The following is a 17,452-nucleotide window of genomic DNA, read 5'->3' as shown; positions in this document are numbered from 1 at the left end:
CTGATTCCCGTCGGCCGACCCGTGTCAGCCGATCCGCGTCCGGCGCCTGCGGGCGACGAGCAGCAGCACCGACGCACCGAGCGAGACGGCGCCGACCCCCGCCGCCATCAGCGAGGTCGTCCCGGTGCTGCTGCTTCCGGTCTCCGCGAGGTTCGTGCCGGTTGGGGACGCGTCCGCCGTCACGGACGGCTCCGCGAGCGGGCTCGCCGAGTCGCCGTCCGCGGCGGTGTGCGCGTGGTGGTGGCGCACCGTCGACTTGTCCGCACCGGCGGCGATCTGCGCGTCGTCCGGCACGGCGGCGGTGGGCGCGGGAACACTCGTGGCCGGGGCGGGGGCCTCGGCCGTGGCCGGGGCCGACGTCGCCGGTGCCGCGGGCGACGTGCCGGTGCCGGCGCCGAAGACCACGTCGGAGCAGGAGTAGAAGGCCTCGGGGCTATCCGAGCGCTGCCAGATCGCATAGATCAGCTGCCGCCCCGACGCCGCCGGGACGTTCACCGGCAGTACGTAGCTGCCGTCCCGCACCTCCGGGTCGGTGACCTTCGCGAACGGCCGCGCCTCCAGGTCCGACCACTTCAGCGGCCGCGCGGGGTCATAGCCGGCCTTCGTCATGTACAGCTCGAACGATCCCTTGTGGCGGGCCGTCACCCGGTACGCCAGGTTCTGCCGCCCCGGCGCCATCCTCGTCGCCGGCCAGTCGGCACGTGCCAGGTCCAGTGCCTTGAACTCCTGATTGCCCGCGCTGCACAGCCTGCCGTCCGGTATCAACTGGCGGTGGCGTCCGGCGGCGTCGCCGATCCGCACCCCGTTCCAGTCGTAGAAGGCCTGCGTGCCACCCGCCGCGACCGCCGCCCTGCACGCCGCCGACACCGGGTTCTCGGGGTTCTCCGCGTAGCAGGTCAGCACCCGGCTGACCGGGCCGCCCATGGTGCCGTGCGCGCTCGCCGGAGCGGCTGCCAGGCCGGTCAGTACGAGTGGTCCGATCCCGAGGGCGGCGGCCAGGGCGGCCGTTCTGCGTGCGGTCATCGCGGGTTCTCCTTCGGCGGCGGTGCTGCGTGTGGGGGTGCCGGGGGAGTTCGTCGGCGCCGCCCCCGTGCGCGGCGCCGACGGGCGCCGGCGAACCAGCACGCTAGCCGCGCCGAAAGGCCGGAACCCCAGTTCGGAGGACCCGTGGGCGATCTTTATGGCGGCGTTAAGGCATCGCTAAGCGGGGGCTGAGGAAGCCCGTCGCCCGTCGCGCGTCCGGCGGCGCCCCACACGGCGGCGGCGCCGGACAGGAGACCTGTCCGGCGCCGCTCTGCCGTTCCCGGGTGTGGCTCCCGCGGCCGTCAGCCGAGCCAGAGCGTCAGGAGGTAGCCCGGGCTGTCCCAGGTGCAGGTGTACTTGTAGGCCTGACCGGAGTCGACGAAGTTCTGGCCGGCCGTCTTGCAGGCCGCGCTGGTCGAGTACACCTTGTAGGGCACGCTCGCGTTCGCCGGGGCGGCGAGCGCGAACATCCCGCTGAGCGTCGCGGCCACGGCAACGGCGACCGAGGCGGTCCTGCGCTTGTTCATGTCCCCTCCACGAAAAGCTCGAATGCTCGACTGGATCATGAGCATCCTCACATTCTTGTAAGGGGCACGTCAATCATCCGGATCATGGGCGACGAGGGGGTGGGATGCCACCCGTCATGCCAACTCCCCTTGTCCGCAGGGCGGGTTGGGTGAACGCGAGGCCGGGAGTGCCGCGCCGCCGTCCCCGGGCCGCGCCGTCCCGCCTCGGTCGTGCCGTCCCCTCTCAGGAGGAGTGCCGGCTGCGGGAGGTGCGGCGCGGCGGGTGGGTCAGGGTGATCTGGCGCACCAACTGGTGGAAGCAGGAGAGCGCCGCGATGGCGGGGAGGCTGGCGACGGTCCAGTCGGTGATCGTCCGGGGGGCGGAGGCGACACAGAACAGGATCGCGAACGCCGAGAAGAGCAGGACGACCGCCCAGGAGTGCGGGGCGCGGCGCTGGTGCAGGGCGGCCCGCAGGATCGACAACGAAGCCACCATCCAGGGACCGTAGACCAGCAGCGGCCACCAGTCCGCCAGGCCGGACGAGGCGTCGGTGGCGGCGATGTGGCTCAGCGGGTCGTGGGCGACCATCCCGCCGAGCACGCTCACCATGGCCACGATGGTGGCGGCGACCGCCGCGACGACGAAGCTGAGCGTCTGGGTCCGCGACACCTTCTGCCGCAGCGCGGCCCGGCGGATCCTGCGGTGCCGGTGACGGGTGAGCGGCAGTTCGTGGGTCGCGGACTCCGGGGAAGGCGCGGCGAAGACGTCGTCCTCGTCCTCCTCGTCCGGCAAAGGGGGTTCGAGGAGCTGGGCCAATTCCTCCTCGGAGGTCCACGCCCCGTTCAGGACGTCGTAGTCCGGGGCGGAGAAGACGCCGTTTCCGGAGGTGTCGTCGGGGGCCTGGCGGGGACTGTAGATGGTGTGGCCGTTGAGGTGGTCCTCGTAGGGCATGTCGTTTTCAAAGCGGAAACGGTCCTGCAAAGGCGGCATGAAGGAATTCCTGTCGGGGCCGGGCGTGGGCGAGGGATACGGGGGATACACGCCCTCAGGTCCTCGCATCCATGTCGATTCCGGAGCAGCGGCGGGTGAAATCCCCCTCGATACCGGCCATTTCATTGGCGAACTGTTCCAGTTCCGAAGAGCAGTACACGAGTGGAATGCGCTCCTCGCCGCGCTCGATGTAGGCGTCCGAACTTCTCCCGAAGAATCCCGCCGTCCCCGGGACGAGGACCCATTCCCCGAGGGGGAGGCCCTCCATCGGGCGGTACGGACGACTGCGGCGGATGGGCGCGGGGACGGTCCGGGGGATCTCACTCCCGGACGGCACACCCGGCGCGCTCTGGGGATCGACTGTGACCACATCCCCACAACGACCCCAGACCCGTGATGGAGTTGCGCCGAACGAGTGACCTCCGCCCCGTGTTCCGTGAGGTGTTGGCCCTGGCCACAGCCCCGGACGGGCGCCCTAGTGTGGGCGCCATGACCGAACCGACGCGCCGCCGCGCGGCCGCCCTCGAGCTCATCGACGCCGTCGTCGACCCCGGCACCTGGCACGGCTGGGACGAGCCGGTGCCGGACCTGCCCGGATACCTCGACAACGCCGAGTACCGGGCCGATCTCGCCCGGGCGCGGACGCGCACCGGGCTCGACGAGTCGGTGGTCACCGGCGAGGGCGACATCCACGGCCGCCGGGTGGCCGTCGTCGCGGGCGAGTTCGGGTTCCTGGGCGGCTCGATCGGCGTCGCCGCGGGGGAACGCCTCGTACGGGCCGTCGAACGGGCCACCCGGGAACGGCTGCCGCTGCTGGCCTCGCCCGCCTCGGGCGGGACGCGGATGCAGGAGGGCACCATCGCGTTCCTGCAGATGGTCAAGGTCGCCGCGGCCATCGCCGACCACAAGGCCGCCGGCCTGCCCTACCTGGTCTACCTGCGGCACCCGACCACGGGCGGGGTCTTCGCGTCCTGGGGCTCCCTCGGCCATGTCACCGCCGCCGAACCCGGCGCGCTCATCGGCTTCCTGGGACCCCGGGTCCACGAGGCCCTCTACGGAGAGGAGTTCCCGCCCGGCGTCCAGCTGGCGGAGAACCTGCTGGCCAACGGGATCGTCGACGCGGTCCTGCCGCCCGCCGGGCTCGCGCAGGCCACGGCGCGGACCCTCGGCGTGCTGTGCGGGGACACGAGCGAAGCCGCGGACGGGGACACGACCGGTGCCGCGTCCGCCGACGAGCCCGGAGCCGGGCTCCCCGTCCCGTCGGCCGCGGAGTCCATCCGGCGCTCACGACGGCCCGAACGGCCGGGGCTGCGCACCCTGCTGGCGGTGGCCGGACGCGACGTGACCCCGCTCAGCGGCACCGGCGCGGGGGAACGGGACCCCGGGCTCCTGCTCGCCCTCGCCCGGATCGGCGGCACGCCCTGCGTCGTCCTCGGCCACGACCGGCGGGAGACCGACGACGGACGGCCGCCCGCGCTCGGGCCCGCCGGACTGCGGGTCGCCCGGCGCGGCATGCGCATCGCGGCGGAACTGGACCTGCCCCTGCTGTCCGTCGTGGACACGGCGGGTGCCGCCCTGTCGCGGGAGGCCGAGGAGGGCGGCCTGGCCGGCGAGATCGCCCGTTCCCTCGCCGACCTGATGACCGTGCCCGCGCCCACGCTCTGCCTGCTGCTGGGGCAGGGCGCCGGCGGGGGCGCGCTCGCGTTGCTGCCCGCGGACCGGGTGGTGGCCGCACGGCACGCGTGGCTCTCCCCGCTGCCGCCCGAGGGTGCCTCGGCGATCCTCTACCGGACGACGGAGCGGGCGTACGAGGTCGCCGAGCGGCAGGGGGTGCGGTCGGCGGACCTGGCCGCGCACGGGATCGTCGACCGCGTGGTGGAGGAGTCCCCCGACGCGGCGGACGCGCCGGAGGCGTTCCCGGCCCGCCTCGGCACGGTGCTCGGCGCGGAGCTCGCGGCTCTGCGCACCCAGCCCCGCGCCGTACGCCTCGCCGCCCGCCGCAGGCGCTACCGCAACCTCGGCCTGAGCTGACACCCCCTGCCGGACGGGCTCCGCGCCGCGGTGTCCGGGAGGCGGACCGGGGACGTCGCCGGTGCCCGCCGTGCGGGTGGCGCCCCGCGGCGGCCGGCGAGGTGCTTCGCTCCCGGTGGGGGGACGTACCGCCCCTGCGGGTGCTGGTCGCCCCATCGACCCTTCCGCCGCCCTGCTCGCACTCACCCGGGGTGGGGCCGGCGGCGGTGGCGGCGCCTGTGAGGCCGAGTCCGGCGAGGGCTGCCGTGGCGATGACGGCGGTGAGGCTTCGTCGAGGGCTGCTCGCCGTCGACCTCCGCGCCGCGTGCGGTTCCGGTCGGGCCGTGGCGGCGGCGGGCGGCCGCGGCGGGACGGCCCGGCTCCGGCAGGGGACATTCCGGGCCGGGGAGAGGCCGCCGGCGTCGGCAGGGGGCGGCGCCCCACGGTCACCACCGCGAGGTGCCCCGCCCGTCCTCGGTCGCGGCGGCGCCGCGTGCGGGCCGCGTCCACCGGGTCCCGCCCGAACGCGGAGGCGTTGTCAGTGGGGGGTGGAAGGATCGCGGGGTGGGCGAACTCGACAGTGACGTGTACTGGGACACCGCGGCGGACCGCTTCGACGAGGAGCCGGATCACGGACTGCGGGAGCCGGCCGTCCGGGCGGCGTGGGCGGCGCGGATGAGGGCTTGGCTGCCGGACACCCCGGCCGACGTGCTGGACCTCGGGTGCGGCACGGGCAGCCTCGCGGAGCTGGCCGCCGAGCAGGGGCACCGGGTGACCGCCGTCGACCGCTCCCCGCGCATGGCCGCGCTGGCCCGGGCCAAGCTCGCCGGCACCGGGGCCCGCGTCCTCCTCGGCGACGCCGCCGAACCGCCCGTCGCGGAGGGCCGGTTCGACGTCGTGCTCGTCCGCCATGTGTTCTGGGCACTGCCCGACCCCGTGGCGGCGTTGCGCCGCTGGGCCCGGCTGCTGCGCCGCGGCGGGCGCATGGTGCTGGTCGAGGGCCGCTGGGGGGAGGCCGACCCCGTGGGCTTCCGCGCCCGCGAACTGGCCGCGATGGTGCGGCCGCTGGCCGAGCACACGGAGATCGAGCAGCTCGCCCACGACACGGCACTGTGGGGCCGCCCGGTCCGGGACGAGCGCTATGCGGCGATCGTGCGGATCAAGCCGCCCCGCCGGCACACGGAGATCGTCGACGTCCATCTCGTCCTGCGCCGCGGCGACGAGGTCCTGCTCGGCCGCCGCGTCAACACCGGATACGCGGACGGCCTGCTGCACGCCCCCTCCGGCCACGTCGAGGACGGCGAGGACGTCCTGACCGCGCTGATCCGCGAGACCCACGAGGAGGTGGGCGTCGTCCTGCGTCCCGAGGACGTTGCCGTCGCCCTCGTCATGCAGCACCGCGCGCCCGGCGGCGGCGCGCGCATCGGCTGGTTCTTCGAGGCGGACGCCGACGGCCACGAGCCGGTCAACCGCGAGCCGGAGAAGTGTTCGGAGCTCGGCTGGTTCCCCCTGGACGCGCTGCCGGACGACATGGTGGCCTACTGCAGGGCCGGCCTGGAGGCCTATCGCGCGGGCGAGCGCTTCGTGCTGCACCTGCACGAACCGGGGGACGAGATCGCCCACGACCCGGAGGGTCCCGGCCGCGCCGTCGTCCTCGCGGACGGTGCGTGCAGCACAATGGCCGCGACAAACAGCGCCGCACCGTCCCGCCGGGAGGACGACACACCGTGAGCCTCAAGATCACCGTCAGGCCGGACGCGGCCACCGCGCCCTTCGAGCAACTGCGCGCGCAGATCGCGGACCAGGCCCGTTCCGGTGCCCTCCCGGTCGGCTACCGGCTGCCGACCGTCCGCGGTCTCGCCGACGACCTCGGCCTGGCGGCGAACACCGTGGCCAAGGCCTACCGCGCCCTGGAGGCGGACGGTGTGATCGAGACCCGCGGCCGCAACGGCACGTTCGTCGCGGCCGCGGGCGACGCCGCCGCCCGCGAGGCGGCCGCGGCCGCCACCGCGTACGCCCAGCGCGCCCAGCGTCTCGGCCTGGACCGCGCCGCCGCCGAGGCCGCGGTGCGGGACGCGCTGCGCGCCGCGTACGAGGCGTAGGCTCCGCGGTCGCCGCTCACAGCAGCCCGGCGAGTTTGTAGAGCGCCAGCGAGCCCGCGACCGCGACGTTGAGGCTGGCGCCCGTGCCCACCATGGGGATCTCGACGGCGAGGTCGAGCAGGTCGAGGGCTTCCGGCGGGATGCCCTGCTGCTCGTGCCCCAGCACGACGACCGTGGTGCGCCGCGCGGGCGGCAGGTCCGCCAGCCGTACGGCCTCGTCGGCCAGTTCGACGCCGACGATGTGCGCGCCGCGGTCGCGCTGCCGCTTCAGCCAGCCCAGGGGATCACCCGTCCAGTGCACGCAGGCCGGGCGCCGCAGCGTGTTGCCGCGCGCGAGCGCCTCCGGCACCCAGGGGAAGCGCGGGACGACCATGCACGCCCCGACCGCGTCGCACGTGCGCAGCAGAGTGCCCAGGTTGGCGCCGTGCAGCGGCCACAGCGGTGCCGCGTACAGGTGGTCCCAGCAGCCGTGCGACCGCGGGCGGCGGCCGCGGCGCAGTTCCGCCCGGGTGCGGGTCCGTATCCTCCCCGCCGCTCCGCCGGGGGGACCCCCGGCCATCAGAGGTAGAGGCCTCCGGAGGCGGAGGCCGGGGTCGTCTGGCCGGGGAGCGCGGGGCCGCCGGGGGCGGACGCGCCGCGGCGCAGGGCGTACAGCTCGGCGAGCGTGGCGCCGTCCCGCCCGATGCCCTCGGACGTGCCGAGCCAGCCGCTCGCCTCGGCGCGGGTCAGCGGGCCCACCTCGATCCGGGCCAGGCAGCGGCCGGGGCGGACCACCGCCGGGTGCAGCCGCTCCAGGTCCTCGTTGGTCGTGATGCCGACCAGGACGTTGCGGCCCTGGCCGAGCAGCCCGTCGGTGAGGTTGAGCAGCCGGGAAAGGGCCTGGCCGGTCTGGTGCTTGGCCTGGCCGCGGATCAATTCGTCGCAGTCCTCCAGGAGCAGCAGCCGCCAGCGGCCCGGTCCCTCGGAGTCGTCCTCGCCGATGGCGATCTCCATCAGGTAGCCGACGTCGTTGAAGAGCACCTCGGGGTCGAGGACGCAGTCGACCTGGCACCAGTCGCGCCACGAGCGGGCCAGCGTGCGCAGCACGGAGGTCTTGCCGGTGCCCGGCGGGCCGTGCAGGAGCAGCAGCCGGCCGCTGACGTCGTCCGCCGTCAGCTTCATCAGGCCGTCCATGGCCTCCGCCACCGGCGCCGTGTAGTTGCCGCGTACGTCGTCCCAGGGGGCGGCGCTGATCTGCCGCGTGATGCGGTGCGGTCCGCGGCGCGGGGCGACGTACCAGAAGCCCATGGTCACGTCGTCGGGCTGCGGTTCGGGCTGGTCCTCGGCGTCCTCGACGGCCTCGGCCAGGACCCGCTGGGCCAGTTCCTCGCTGACCGCCGTCACCGTCACATCGGCACGGCGGTGCCAGCGCGACACCAGGATCGTCCACCCCTCGCCCTCGGCGAGGGTCGCGCCGCGGTCCTTGTCCCGCGCCGAGCGCAGCACCGACCCGCCACCCGGCACGAGCGTCCGGCCCGACTTGACCCGGTCCAGGGACGTGCCGCAGGAATAGGGCTGCTCGCCGGTGACGAAACGGCTGAGGAAGAGGGCGTCGATGGCGTCGGACGGCGAGTCGTCGTCGTTCATGCCGAGACGGATGGACAGGGCGCGATGCGGGGGCGTTGCGTCGGGCATGACGCTCATGATCCGCCACAAGGTCCCCATTCGCACAGGGTTTTTGCGGAGTGGCGGAATCCCCCGGAATCCCTGAACGCCCGGTGAAATCGGCCCGATCCGGGCATCGCGGCGGTTACCCTGGCTGGTGATGGGACGTCATGCGAACGTGCGTATGGGGTTACCGGGGGCGGGGCGGCGAGGCATCACCGCGCTCCTGGGCATCGGTGTGATCGCCCTCGTCCTCCTGCTGGCGATGTGCGATCTCGGGGGCGGCGCGGGCAGCACCGCGCGCGGCAGCGGTGGTGCGGGGGGCGGGGTGCACGGCCCGTCGGCCACACCCGCCGGGAAGCCCACGGCAGAGCTCGGCTTCGGCCTGACCCACACCGAGTACAGCGCGGACCACGGAGTGAGCGCGGCCAAGCGGTCCGCCGAGGGGCTGCTCTCGGCGCGTCCGCTGCCGCAGAACCAGGCGATCATGGGTTGGGGTGCCGACAACCCCGAACCCTCGCCCGGGACGTACGACTTCGGGGAACTCGACGACCGTGTGGACCTGATCCGCGCCAGCGGGGGCACACCCGTCATCACCCTGTGCTGCGCCCCGGACTGGATGAAGGGCGGAAAGCCCGGGGCGACCGACTGGTCGCGGCTCGAGGTCGCTCCCGGCCCGGACCACTTCGACGACTTCGCCGCCCTCGCCGCGACCGTCGCCCGCCGCTATCCGGACGTGCGGCACTTCATCGTCTGGAACGAGTTCAAGGGCTTCTGGAACGACGGCGGGCGGCGTTGGGACTACGAGGGCTACACCGACCTCTACAACCGGGTGTTCAAGGCACTGAAGAAGGTGAACCCGGAGAACCTCGTCGGCGGCCCCTACCTCGTCATGGACAGCTTCGCCCCCGGCGACGACGGCAACGGCGACGCCTCGACCACCCTCAAGGGCCCCTGGGGCGCCGCCGACCGGCGCGCCCTCGAGGCCGTCGACTACTGGCTGGAGCACAAGGCCGGTGCCGACTTCCTCGTCGCCGACGGCTCCAGTACGAGCCGTGACGACAGTCTGCGGCCCGACGAGTTCGCGGCCACCGAGAAGTTCGCCGCCATCGGCCGCTGGCTGAAAGAGCGCAGCGGCGGACTGCCCCTGTGGTGGGCCGAGTGGTACGTCGAGCCCGACGGCGACACCACCGGGTGGGGCGAACCCCACCGCACCGCCGTGCAGGCCGCCGCCATGATGGAGCTCGCCCGCGGTGGCGCCGACACCGCCTTCTACTGGAACCCCCAGGCACGGGGCCGCACCTGCCCCGGCTGTCTGTGGACCAGCACCGAACTCGCGTCGGGCGGTGGCAGGCAGTTGCCCATGATGGACCTGCTCCGGCGCTTCGCCGCCGCCTTCCCGCCCGGCACACGCTTCCGCGACGTCCCGGTCGCCGAGGACGACCGCCCGAATGTCCGGGTCCTCGCGGACGACGCCACGGTGCTGGTCGTCAACACCCTCGGCCGGACCATCCGGGCGACGATCGACGGCCGCTCCTTCGACCTGCCCGCTTACGGGGTCCACTGGTTGCGGCGCGGGTAGGGGTACGCGGTCGCGGGGTTGGCGGGGGTTCGCGCTGTGGGTCGGCTGTCGCGCCGTCCGGCTCCCTTCGGTCGCAGAGCGGCGGGCTGCGGATGGGAGGGTGGGGCGGGCCCTCGTCGGGCGTGTGCGGGCGGGTGGGTCGCCGGGGTTCAGGCGCCGGAGCGGGGTGCCTTTCCGGCGGTTGGGGTCTCGTCGCCGTCCGCGGGTACAGATGGCTGGTTGCCACGCCCAGTGCCGGTGGTGGGCGCGCCCGCCGTGACCGGCGTCTGCGTCTGTTTCGGGGTGCTGGTGAGGGGTGTGCGGGACATCGGGCTCGCTTTCGCCGATATGTTCGGCGGAACAGAGCCCGATCTTTGCGCCAGCGGACATCGGGCCCGCTTTCACCGACTATGTCGGCGAAACAGAGCCCGATCTCGCCAGACCACCCGCCGAACCCATGTCCTGTAGGGGAATCACCCGCAGACGCCGGTTACGGCGGGCGCGCCACCCACGAAGGGTGGGCATGGCAACCAGCCCTCTCTACCCGCGGACGGAACGAGACCGAAGCCACCGGAGAGGGACCCCGCTCCGGCGCCTGAACCCCCGCCACGCACCGGCCCGCACACCGCCACGAAGCCCCGCCCCGACCCTCCCCATCCGCAGCCCGCCGCTTTGCGACCGCAGGGAGCGAGACGGAGGGACAGCCGGACCGCCGCCGGACCGCAGCCGGACCGCAGCCGGAAGGACAGCGGACCGCCGCCGGAGGGACAGCCGAACCCCAGCCGGACCGCAGCCGGAGGGAGTCCGCCCTCGGGATACCCAGGACACCCGGGATGCCGCGCTCACCCCACGTTGCGGATCAGCCACTCGTCCGGGTTGTAGGTGTCCCGCGCCGGGTCCGGCGTCGTGGCCGGGGTCCCCGCGAAGGTGTCCTCCGGACGGATCCGCTTCGGCAACTTGCCGAACCGGGCGTGCCGGGCCTCCGCAGCCTCGTCCTGTACGGGCTCGCGGGGTTCCTGGTTCTGGGTCATTCCGCCACCTCCCTCACTCACCTCCGGCAACACCGGACCGGAGTCGGCTGTTCCCGGCGGGCCTCAGGCCCCCGCCGTCGCCGGCGGGGGCCCGGGGCCCGCCCGTTCAGCGCAGGGTCAGAAACCGTACGACCGTGGCCGCCAGGAACACCAGCAGCAGCGGCACCGCCACCAGCAGCGAGATCCGCATGCCGCGCCGCCGCAGCACTTCCGGCACCGTGGCACGGGCCAGCTCGCGGGCGCCGAGCAGCACCAGCAGTGCCACCCCGGCCAGTACACCCGCCGCCGTCCAGGCGTTCCAGGTGACGACCGGGAAGACACGTCCCGGCCGCGGCTCCGGCACCGGCCAGTCGGCGGGCTGCCGGCGCAGCTCGTACAGCGTCGCGTCCTCGTCGCGCAGCACCGGCCGCAGCTCGGGACGTTCGTCGAGTGAGCGCAGCAGCTTGTCCGGCCAGGTCGCCGAGAAGCCCGCGTCCAGTTGGAGGTAGGCGTTCTGTCCGCGCGACACCATCAGGTAGGAGTTGGGGCCGGCGTCCCGCAGCGCCTCGACCAGCGGGCCCACCAGCACCGGGTCGCGCGGGGCGAGTACCGGCACATAGGTCACCCGTTCCATGTCCCGCGCGTTCCACGGCAGGCTTGGTGTCACGTCGTCCACGGGATCGGTGCTGAGCCACACCACCCGGGCGGTCGGCCGGTCGTGCTCGTAGACGTACTCCATCGCGGCGACCTCGCCCGTGCGGACTCGCTCGAAGGACTCGTTGCCCCAGCGGGCCACGAGGAAGCCCCCGATCAGCACCCACCCGGCGAGCAGCGCCGCGACGGGCCCGCGCCACCCGTGGTCCGACGAACTGCGCGGGAAGATCGCGAGCGCCGCGAGCACACACGCGCCGGGCAGGGCGAAGAGGAAGACCCGCAGCGCCATCTCGCCGCCGTACGACTGCATGCCGAAGCCCAGGAACGGCACGAGCAGCAGCACCAGCAGCGCCCGGTCGTCGATCCCGGCCCAGCGGCGGCGCAGCCAGCCGAGGACCGCGAGCGCCATGACCCCGCCGGCCAGGGCCACCCGGGTGTACAGCACCAGTTTGTGCACGGTGCTGCCGCCCTCGATCCGGCCGGACACGCTGGAGGAGACATTGCCGCCGAGCGAGCCCATGCCGCCGAACAGCTCGTCGAAGTGGCCCGACCAGTACGGTTCGGCGACGAAGCAGATCCACCCGACCAGCAGCACCCCGCACAGCAGGGGGAGCCCGCGCGGCGCGGAGCGCCGGACGAGCACCAGCGCCGTCAGCACGCCGAGCATGACGAACGGGGTCAGCTGGTGGCTGACGACCGACGCGGCGAACAGCCCGACCAGCAGGGCCAGCAGCAGGGCCCGGTCGGTCCGGCCCGCCGGCGGCACCTCGGCCTCGCCCGGGATGAGCCTGCCCCCGGGCTGCCCGGGGGTACGGAACCACACCAGCAGCACGGCGACGAACATCAGGTGGATCAGGAAGTTGACGGACTGCGGCGAGAAGTAGTCCTGTCCCACCCAGCCGCTCAGCGCGAACAGCCACGCCGCGCACCACTTGGCCCGCCGGCCAGCCCGCACCGCGCGCAGCAGCAGCATCAGCGGCGCCAGGTACAGCAGCTGCACGGTCAGCGGCCACCAGCGCAGCACCTCGGTGAGGTCGGTGATCCCGCAGGCCCTGGTGACGAAGGTGACGGCCGCGAAGAAGCCCGGCCACGAGAACCGGGCGTCCATGTCGGGTGCCGCGTCCCCGGTCCGGCCGATGAAGTCGATGAAGCCCGCGTGCTGCCAGGCCGTCGCGAACCGCGGCTGCTCCTCCAGCACAGCGGGGACGGCGTGCAGGGACACCACCGTCGCCAGCAACACGGCGGCCGGCAGCCACGGCCGGGGGGTGCCCAGCCACAGGCCGCAGGCGAAGGCCACGACGAGCAGTGCCGCCCCGGCCAGCGTCGCCGGGGGCAGGACGGAGACCAGGCCGAGCCCGTTCATGGCGTCCAGCGAGGCGTCGTCCATGCCGCGCAGGGGCAGCCAGTACAGCCCCAGGGCGCAGAGCAGCAGCCCCCACACCCCCAGTTCGAGCAGCGCGGCCCGGCCGCGGAAGCGCCCGGCCGGCGACTGCCCGGGCGGGTCCGGTGCCGGCGCGGCCGCCCGGGGCGGCTCCGCGCGCCCGGGTGCCGGGATCGCGGGAACCGCCGGGGCGGCCGTGGCCGGCGGTCCGGCCGGGGCGAGGGTCTTCTCCGCCCGCTGTGCGGCTGGGGACCGGGGCGGGGCGGTGCCCGGCGCCGGTGCCACACAGGGACGCCGCTCGGGGTGGTCGAAGTCGAGCCGTACCCCGAGTCGGAGGGTGTCGCCGTCCAGCGCCGCGGCGCGCGCCCAGCGCGTGCCGTACACGACGTCCGGGTCCTCCCCGGCCGCGGACTCCGCGGACTCCGGCGCGCCGTCGGTGGCCGCCGGCGTGGCGGGCGGCAGCGGCAGCGGCGGCGCGTCGGCCGGTCCGCCGGGCACGGCAGCGGCACCGGCACCGGACGGCACGGCGGCCGGCGCACCGGAGACCAGCCGCCGCAGCCCGGCCAGCGAGACGACCGCGATGACGACCAGGCTGCCCAGCTCGGCCCAGCCCGCGCCGGTGATGCCCAGTGGGCCCAGCAGCGCGAGGGTGAGCCCCAGTACCAGTGCGCACAGCAGGCCCTGCAGGAGGGCGAGCAGGCCGGTGCGGCTCTGGGCGCGGAGGATGCCGAAGTACACCTCGATCAGGACCCGGGTCAGCGAACACAGGGCGAGCAGCCGCAGCAGAGGAGCGCCCTCCTCGGCGTACCCCTCGCCGAACACGCCGAGGATCTGCGGGGCGAAGACCACCATGAACAGGGCGATCGGGACCATGATCTTGGCCATCCGGCGCAGGGCGGCCCGGCAGTTCTCGGCGATCCGCGACGGGTCGTGCGCGCCCTCGACGGTGAGCGAGGAGCCCATGTTGATCGCCAGCAGGTCGATCGTGCCGCCGATCGTCATCGTGATGTAGAAGTACGCGTTGTCCGCGGCGCTGATCTGCGAGGCGACGATGACCGGGACCAGGTAGACCACGGCGAGGGCGAAGAAGGAGCCGGTCGCGTCGCCCGCGACGAAGCGCCCCATCGTGCGGGGCCGCGGCGGGTCCGCGGCGCCCTCGGTGGCCTTGACGTGCCGCGGTACCAGCCGCCGGAAGACCAGCCAGCCGAGCGGCACGACCGACAGGGCGATCGCGGCGACCCACGAGACGAACACCCCTGCGGTCGGCACGGCCGCGGCGAAGGCCACCAGCAGCGCCAGCTTGGCCGCGGAGAACACGGTGTTGCCCACCGGTACCCACAGGGCGCTGCGCAGCCCGGTCAGCACCCCGTCCTGCAGGGTCAGCAGGGACCAGCCGACGACCGCGGCGATGAAGCCGAGCCCGTTCACCGGCCCGTGCAGGAACCGGTACGACGGACCCCAGAAGTCCAGGGTCAGCAGGAAGACCGCCGCCGCGAGCGCCACGACCGCCGAACTCCCGGCGTACGTGCCGAGGATCAGCCGGCCGGTGCGCCGTCCGGAGACCGGGATGAAGCGGGCCAGCGCCCCGGTGAGCGTCACGGCGGTGAGGCCGGCCAGGAACTTCATCGCGGCGATCGCCGCCGAGCCCTGGCCGACCGCGTCCTCGGTGTAGTAGCGCGCGGCGACCAGCCAGTAGCCCAGGCCGAGGACCGCGGAGACGCCGGTGTTGAGCATCAGCGCGTAGGCGTTGCGGAACAGCGGGCTGCCGCCCCGCTTGGCGGAGCTCCCGCCGTCCCCGCCGTCGGGGCCGCCGCCCGTGGCGGCGGGCGGCGGCGAGGCGGTGGCACCCGCGTCCGCGGTCGTCGTCGTGGTCGTGGCGGCGGTCGTCTCAGACACTGGCCTCGTGCACCTTCCGCAGGCACCGGCGGGCTCTGCGGACCAGGGCGTACCCCTGGGTCAGCGCCCGGTCCTTGGCGAAATTCCGGGCGATGGCACGGCCCTCGACCAGGCGCTCGAACTCCCCGGTGCCGGTGCTGCGGCGCACGGTCACCCGGGCCAGCGCGTAGGGTCCCTGGCGCCCTCGGTCCGCGAGGGCGTTGCCGACGGCGAGCGCGGAGGTGAACCCGGCGGAGCGCACCGCATCCCGCACACGGCGGCTGGAGTACCCGTACGGATAGGCGAAGGAAAGCGGAGGTGCGCCGAGTTCACCGCGGAGGATCTCCCTGCAGCGCAGCACCTCGCACCGGATCCGTTCGTCGCCGAGCTGGTCCAGCTGCGGGTGGGTGTGGCTGTGGCCGCCGACCTCCACCCCGGCGGCGCGCAGTTCGCGCACCTGATCCCAGTCGAGCATGGTGTCCGGAGCGGCGCCCGGCACCTCGTGCGTTCCGCGCAGCCAGCCCGTCGAGACGAAGAGCGTCGCGGGGAAGCCGAGGCCCTTGAGCACGGGGAGGGCGTGCCGGTGCACGCCCTCGTAGCCGTCGTCGAAGGTGATCAGCACGGGCCGGCGGGGGAGCGGCCGGCCCTCGCGCCACGCCCCGGCCAGCGCGGTGGTGCCGAGCGGGGTGAAGCCCCGGTCGGCGAGGAGCGCCATCTGCCCGGCGAAGGCGGCGGGCGCGACCGAGAGCCCGCGCGTGGCGGGCGCGGGCGCGTCGGAGATCGCGTGGTACATCAGGATCGGCACGGGTCCGGTCCCCTGTCCGGCCGGCTCGGTCATGCGACGGCACCTCCCGGTGCGTTGTGGTCGGAAGGGGACGCGGCGGGCGGTCTCATGCCGGCCCGGCCTCCCCTCGGGTGCGGAGCCTCGCCACGACGTAGCCCGCGGCCGTCGTCGCGACGCCGGCGACGATCGCCCCGGCCCGTCCCGCGCCGTCCGGACGCCCGCGCAGGGCGTCGCGCACTCCGCGGGCGGCCCCGGCGGGCAGAACGCGTGTGGCGTACCGCCGTTCGGTCTCCAGCCCGGCGCCGGTGCCGACGCTGCGGGTGACCAGCGCCTTGGACAGGCCCTCGGCGTAGCAGCGGGTGCGGAAGTAGCCGAAGCGCTCCCGGGCGGCGGGGACGCGGTGCCAGATCACGGCCCGGTCGTCGATGAGCAGCAGGCTGCCCGGCTTGGCCTGGGCGAGCCGGATGCAGAACTCGGTCTCCTCGCAGCCCAGCGGCCGCCGGTCGCCGTCGCGGCCGATGCCGGTCGCGAAACCCCCGGCGATGTCGAACGCGATCCGCCGGAACGAGGCGTTGCCGCCGAGGACGTTGCGGACCCGGGCGCGCCCCGCGGGCTGCCCCCGGTAGGAGGCGCCGACCACCCAGTCGAACTCCTCGGGGAACCAGCGGGGCCGCCGGCCCGAGGCCCACACCGGCCGGGTGCGTCCCCCGACGCCCACGACCAGCGGGTCCCGGTACGCGTCGGCGAACCAGTGCAGCCAGTCCCGTTCGGCGACGGCGTCGTCGTCGAGGAAGGCGACGATCTCGCCCTTCGACGCGGCGATCCCGGTGTTGCGCCCGGCCGACAGGCCGCGGGGCCCGGCGTTGGGCAGCACCCGGACGCCGGTTCCCTCGTAGTGGCCGGTCAGCCGGGCCAGCAGGACGGGATGGTGGTCGACCACCAGCAGCACCTCGTGGGCCGGGAGGCGCTGCGTGTGCACCGAGGCCACCGCGGCGAGGATGTCGTCCCAGCGCTCCTCGGTGTACACGCAGATCACCACGGACACCCGGGGGACGTCCGACCGGCTCACCGCACCTCCTTGCGGCGGGCCGCGCGGCGCTCGTTCTTCTCCCGCAGGATGACGTTGAGCACCCGCAGCCCGTCGCGCACGGCCCGCAGGTTGCTGGCGCCGTGGATGCGGACGTACTCGTGACTGGGGATCTCCTGCACCTTCAGACCGGCCTTGACCACTCTGATGTTCATTAAGGTCTCGACCTCGAAGCCGGTGCAGTCCAGGGTGATCTTGTCCAGGCAGTGCCGCCAGAAGGCGTTGTACCCGTAGCACAGATCGGTGTAGCGGGCCCCGAACTTGGCGTTGACGACGGCGCACAGCACGCGGTTGCCGAGCTTGCGGATCGGTGTCATGTCGTCCGTGCCGCCGCCGTTGGCGAAGCGGGAGCCCTTGGCGAAGTCGGCCCCTCCGACCAGGGCCGAGACATACGAGACGATCTCCGAGCCGTCCGCCGACCCGTCGGCGTCGACCATGACGATGATCTCGCCCGTGCAGGCGGCGAAACCGGCGATCAAGGCGTCGCCCTTGCCTTTCCCGGTCTGCCGGACGATCCGCACCCCGGGCCGCAGCGCCCGGGCCACCTCGACGGTGTCGTCGGTGGAGTTCCCGTCGACGAGGACCACTTCGTGGACCCAGGCCGGCAGGGTGGCGAACACGTGCGGCAGGTTCTCCGCTTCGTTCATCGCCGGAATGACCACGCTGACCAGCGGAGCGATGGCCATGTGCGTGGAGACCGGCGTGAAATGGTCCGGCGCGAGCACCGCGGCGGTCTGAGCCTGCCCGGTGGCTGCCGGGCGCAGAAAGGAGCTCATGAGTCGTGTTTCCCTCTCGTCCGGTGGGCCGCCCGCCCCGGGTGGCCC

The 17,452-nt window shown here is 74.1% G+C and carries 14 protein-coding genes; 4 read left to right on the top strand and 10 right to left on the bottom strand.

The genetic code is table 11. The annotated features are described in order from the left end of the window. Window positions 1-24 precede the first annotated feature (24 nt). The 3 genes from AB0F62_RS18435 to AB0F62_RS18425 all read right to left on the bottom strand — a co-directional run bounded on the left by AB0F62_RS18435 (window position 25) and on the right by AB0F62_RS18425 (window position 2,520). Window positions 25-1,023 carry a lytic polysaccharide monooxygenase gene (locus AB0F62_RS18435; RefSeq protein ID WP_361799484.1) on the bottom strand — a complete coding sequence of 333 codons (999 nt, stop codon included), beginning with the start codon at window positions 1,021-1,023 and terminating at the stop codon, window positions 25-27. Between the two features lie 302 nt (window positions 1,024-1,325). After that, on the bottom strand, window positions 1,326-1,550 hold the full coding sequence (locus AB0F62_RS18430) for a hypothetical protein (RefSeq protein WP_361799482.1): 225 nt from the start codon (window positions 1,548-1,550) through the stop codon (window positions 1,326-1,328). Between the two features lie 223 nt (window positions 1,551-1,773). Beyond that, window positions 1,774-2,520 (bottom strand): DUF2637 domain-containing protein, encoded by a 747-nt coding sequence (locus tag AB0F62_RS18425; protein ID WP_361799479.1) that lies wholly within the window; start codon window positions 2,518-2,520, stop codon window positions 1,774-1,776. A gap of 489 nt (window positions 2,521-3,009) precedes the next feature. Here AB0F62_RS18425 and AB0F62_RS18420 point away from each other — a divergent pair, with 489 nt between their 5' ends. The 3 genes from AB0F62_RS18420 (at window position 3,010) to AB0F62_RS18410 (ending at window position 6,632) form a co-directional block, all read left to right on the top strand. Continuing rightward, entirely contained in the window at window positions 3,010-4,551 is a 1,542-nt protein-coding gene (locus tag AB0F62_RS18420) for a carboxyl transferase domain-containing protein (protein WP_361799476.1), read from the top strand. 543 nt (window positions 4,552-5,094) lie between these two features. Next, window positions 5,095-6,261, top strand: a complete 1,167-nt coding sequence (locus AB0F62_RS18415; protein WP_361799473.1) for a methyltransferase domain-containing protein — start codon at window positions 5,095-5,097, stop codon at window positions 6,259-6,261. After that, window positions 6,258-6,632 (top strand): GntR family transcriptional regulator, encoded by a 375-nt coding sequence (locus tag AB0F62_RS18410; RefSeq protein WP_361799470.1) that lies wholly within the window; start codon window positions 6,258-6,260, stop codon window positions 6,630-6,632. The genes AB0F62_RS18415 and AB0F62_RS18410 overlap by 4 nt, the downstream gene beginning before the upstream one ends. 16 nt (window positions 6,633-6,648) lie before the next feature. On the opposite strand, the gene AB0F62_RS18405 is transcribed toward AB0F62_RS18410, so the two are convergent. Both AB0F62_RS18405 and AB0F62_RS18400 read right to left on the bottom strand, forming a co-directional pair. After that, window positions 6,649-7,191, bottom strand: coding sequence for a TrmH family RNA methyltransferase (locus AB0F62_RS18405; RefSeq protein WP_361799467.1), 543 nt, complete (start codon window positions 7,189-7,191; stop codon window positions 6,649-6,651). After that, complete coding sequence (locus tag AB0F62_RS18400) at window positions 7,191-8,306, bottom strand: DUF5925 domain-containing protein (protein ID WP_361799464.1); 1,116 nt, start codon at window positions 8,304-8,306, stop codon at window positions 7,191-7,193. Before AB0F62_RS18400 ends, AB0F62_RS18405 begins: the two co-directional genes overlap by 1 nt. Before the next feature lie 154 nt (window positions 8,307-8,460). Between AB0F62_RS18400 and AB0F62_RS18395 the strand changes: the two genes are divergently transcribed. Then, window positions 8,461-9,858, top strand: a complete 1,398-nt coding sequence (locus AB0F62_RS18395) for a xylan 1,4-beta-xylosidase (protein WP_361799461.1) — start codon at window positions 8,461-8,463, stop codon at window positions 9,856-9,858. A gap of 821 nt (window positions 9,859-10,679) precedes the next feature. Here AB0F62_RS18395 and AB0F62_RS18390 read toward each other — a convergent pair. The 5 genes from AB0F62_RS18390 to AB0F62_RS18370 form a co-directional block, all read right to left on the bottom strand. After that, window positions 10,680-10,868 (bottom strand): hypothetical protein, encoded by a 189-nt coding sequence (locus AB0F62_RS18390; RefSeq protein WP_361799458.1) that lies wholly within the window; start codon window positions 10,866-10,868, stop codon window positions 10,680-10,682. 106 nt (window positions 10,869-10,974) lie between these two features. Then, a complete protein-coding gene (locus AB0F62_RS18385) occupies window positions 10,975-14,616 on the bottom strand; it encodes a lipopolysaccharide biosynthesis protein (RefSeq protein WP_361799654.1) in 3,642 nt (1,213 codons plus the stop codon). A 154-nt stretch (window positions 14,617-14,770) separates the two neighbouring features. Next, complete coding sequence (locus AB0F62_RS18380; RefSeq protein ID WP_361799455.1) at window positions 14,771-15,595, bottom strand: polysaccharide deacetylase family protein; 825 nt, start codon at window positions 15,593-15,595, stop codon at window positions 14,771-14,773. Between the two features lie 52 nt (window positions 15,596-15,647). Beyond that, window positions 15,648-16,610, bottom strand: coding sequence for a glycosyltransferase family 2 protein (locus AB0F62_RS18375; protein ID WP_361799452.1), 963 nt, complete (start codon window positions 16,608-16,610; stop codon window positions 15,648-15,650). Then, window positions 16,607-17,404 (bottom strand): glycosyltransferase family 2 protein, encoded by a 798-nt coding sequence (locus AB0F62_RS18370; RefSeq protein WP_361799449.1) that lies wholly within the window; start codon window positions 17,402-17,404, stop codon window positions 16,607-16,609. Before AB0F62_RS18370 ends, AB0F62_RS18375 begins: the two co-directional genes overlap by 4 nt. Window positions 17,405-17,452 lie beyond the last annotated feature (48 nt).

It is taken from the genome of Streptomyces sp. NPDC026673, assembly GCF_040638135.1.
Classification (GTDB): Bacteria; Actinomycetota; Actinomycetes; order Streptomycetales; family Streptomycetaceae; genus Actinacidiphila.
Note: the sequence above shows the minus strand (reverse complement) of the source record. Positions and strands in the feature narration are given on the sequence as shown.

Excerpts from the sequence above, each read along its gene's own strand:
- AB0F62_RS18435 (WP_361799484.1), bottom strand. The coding sequence starts at position 1,023 with ATGACCGCACGCAGAACGGCCGCCCTGGCCGCCGCCCTCGGGATCGGA.
- AB0F62_RS18430 (WP_361799482.1), bottom strand. The coding sequence starts at position 1,550 with ATGAACAAGCGCAGGACCGCCTCGGTCGCCGTTGCCGTGGCCGCGACG.
- AB0F62_RS18425 (WP_361799479.1), bottom strand. The coding sequence starts at position 2,520 with ATGCCGCCTTTGCAGGACCGTTTCCGCTTTGAAAACGACATGCCCTAC.
- AB0F62_RS18420 (WP_361799476.1), top strand. The coding sequence starts at position 3,010 with ATGACCGAACCGACGCGCCGCCGCGCGGCCGCCCTCGAGCTCATCGAC.
- AB0F62_RS18405 (WP_361799467.1), bottom strand. The coding sequence starts at position 7,191 with ATGGCCGGGGGTCCCCCCGGCGGAGCGGCGGGGAGGATACGGACCCGC.
- AB0F62_RS18400 (WP_361799464.1), bottom strand. The coding sequence starts at position 8,306 with ATGCCCGACGCAACGCCCCCGCATCGCGCCCTGTCCATCCGTCTCGGC.
- AB0F62_RS18395 (WP_361799461.1), top strand. The coding sequence starts at position 8,461 with ATGGGGTTACCGGGGGCGGGGCGGCGAGGCATCACCGCGCTCCTGGGC.
- AB0F62_RS18390 (WP_361799458.1), bottom strand. The coding sequence starts at position 10,868 with ATGACCCAGAACCAGGAACCCCGCGAGCCCGTACAGGACGAGGCTGCG.
- AB0F62_RS18385 (WP_361799654.1), bottom strand. The coding sequence starts at position 14,616 with ATGCTCAACACCGGCGTCTCCGCGGTCCTCGGCCTGGGCTACTGGCTG.
- AB0F62_RS18380 (WP_361799455.1), bottom strand. The coding sequence starts at position 15,595 with ATGACCGAGCCGGCCGGACAGGGGACCGGACCCGTGCCGATCCTGATG.
- AB0F62_RS18370 (WP_361799449.1), bottom strand. The coding sequence starts at position 17,404 with ATGAGCTCCTTTCTGCGCCCGGCAGCCACCGGGCAGGCTCAGACCGCC.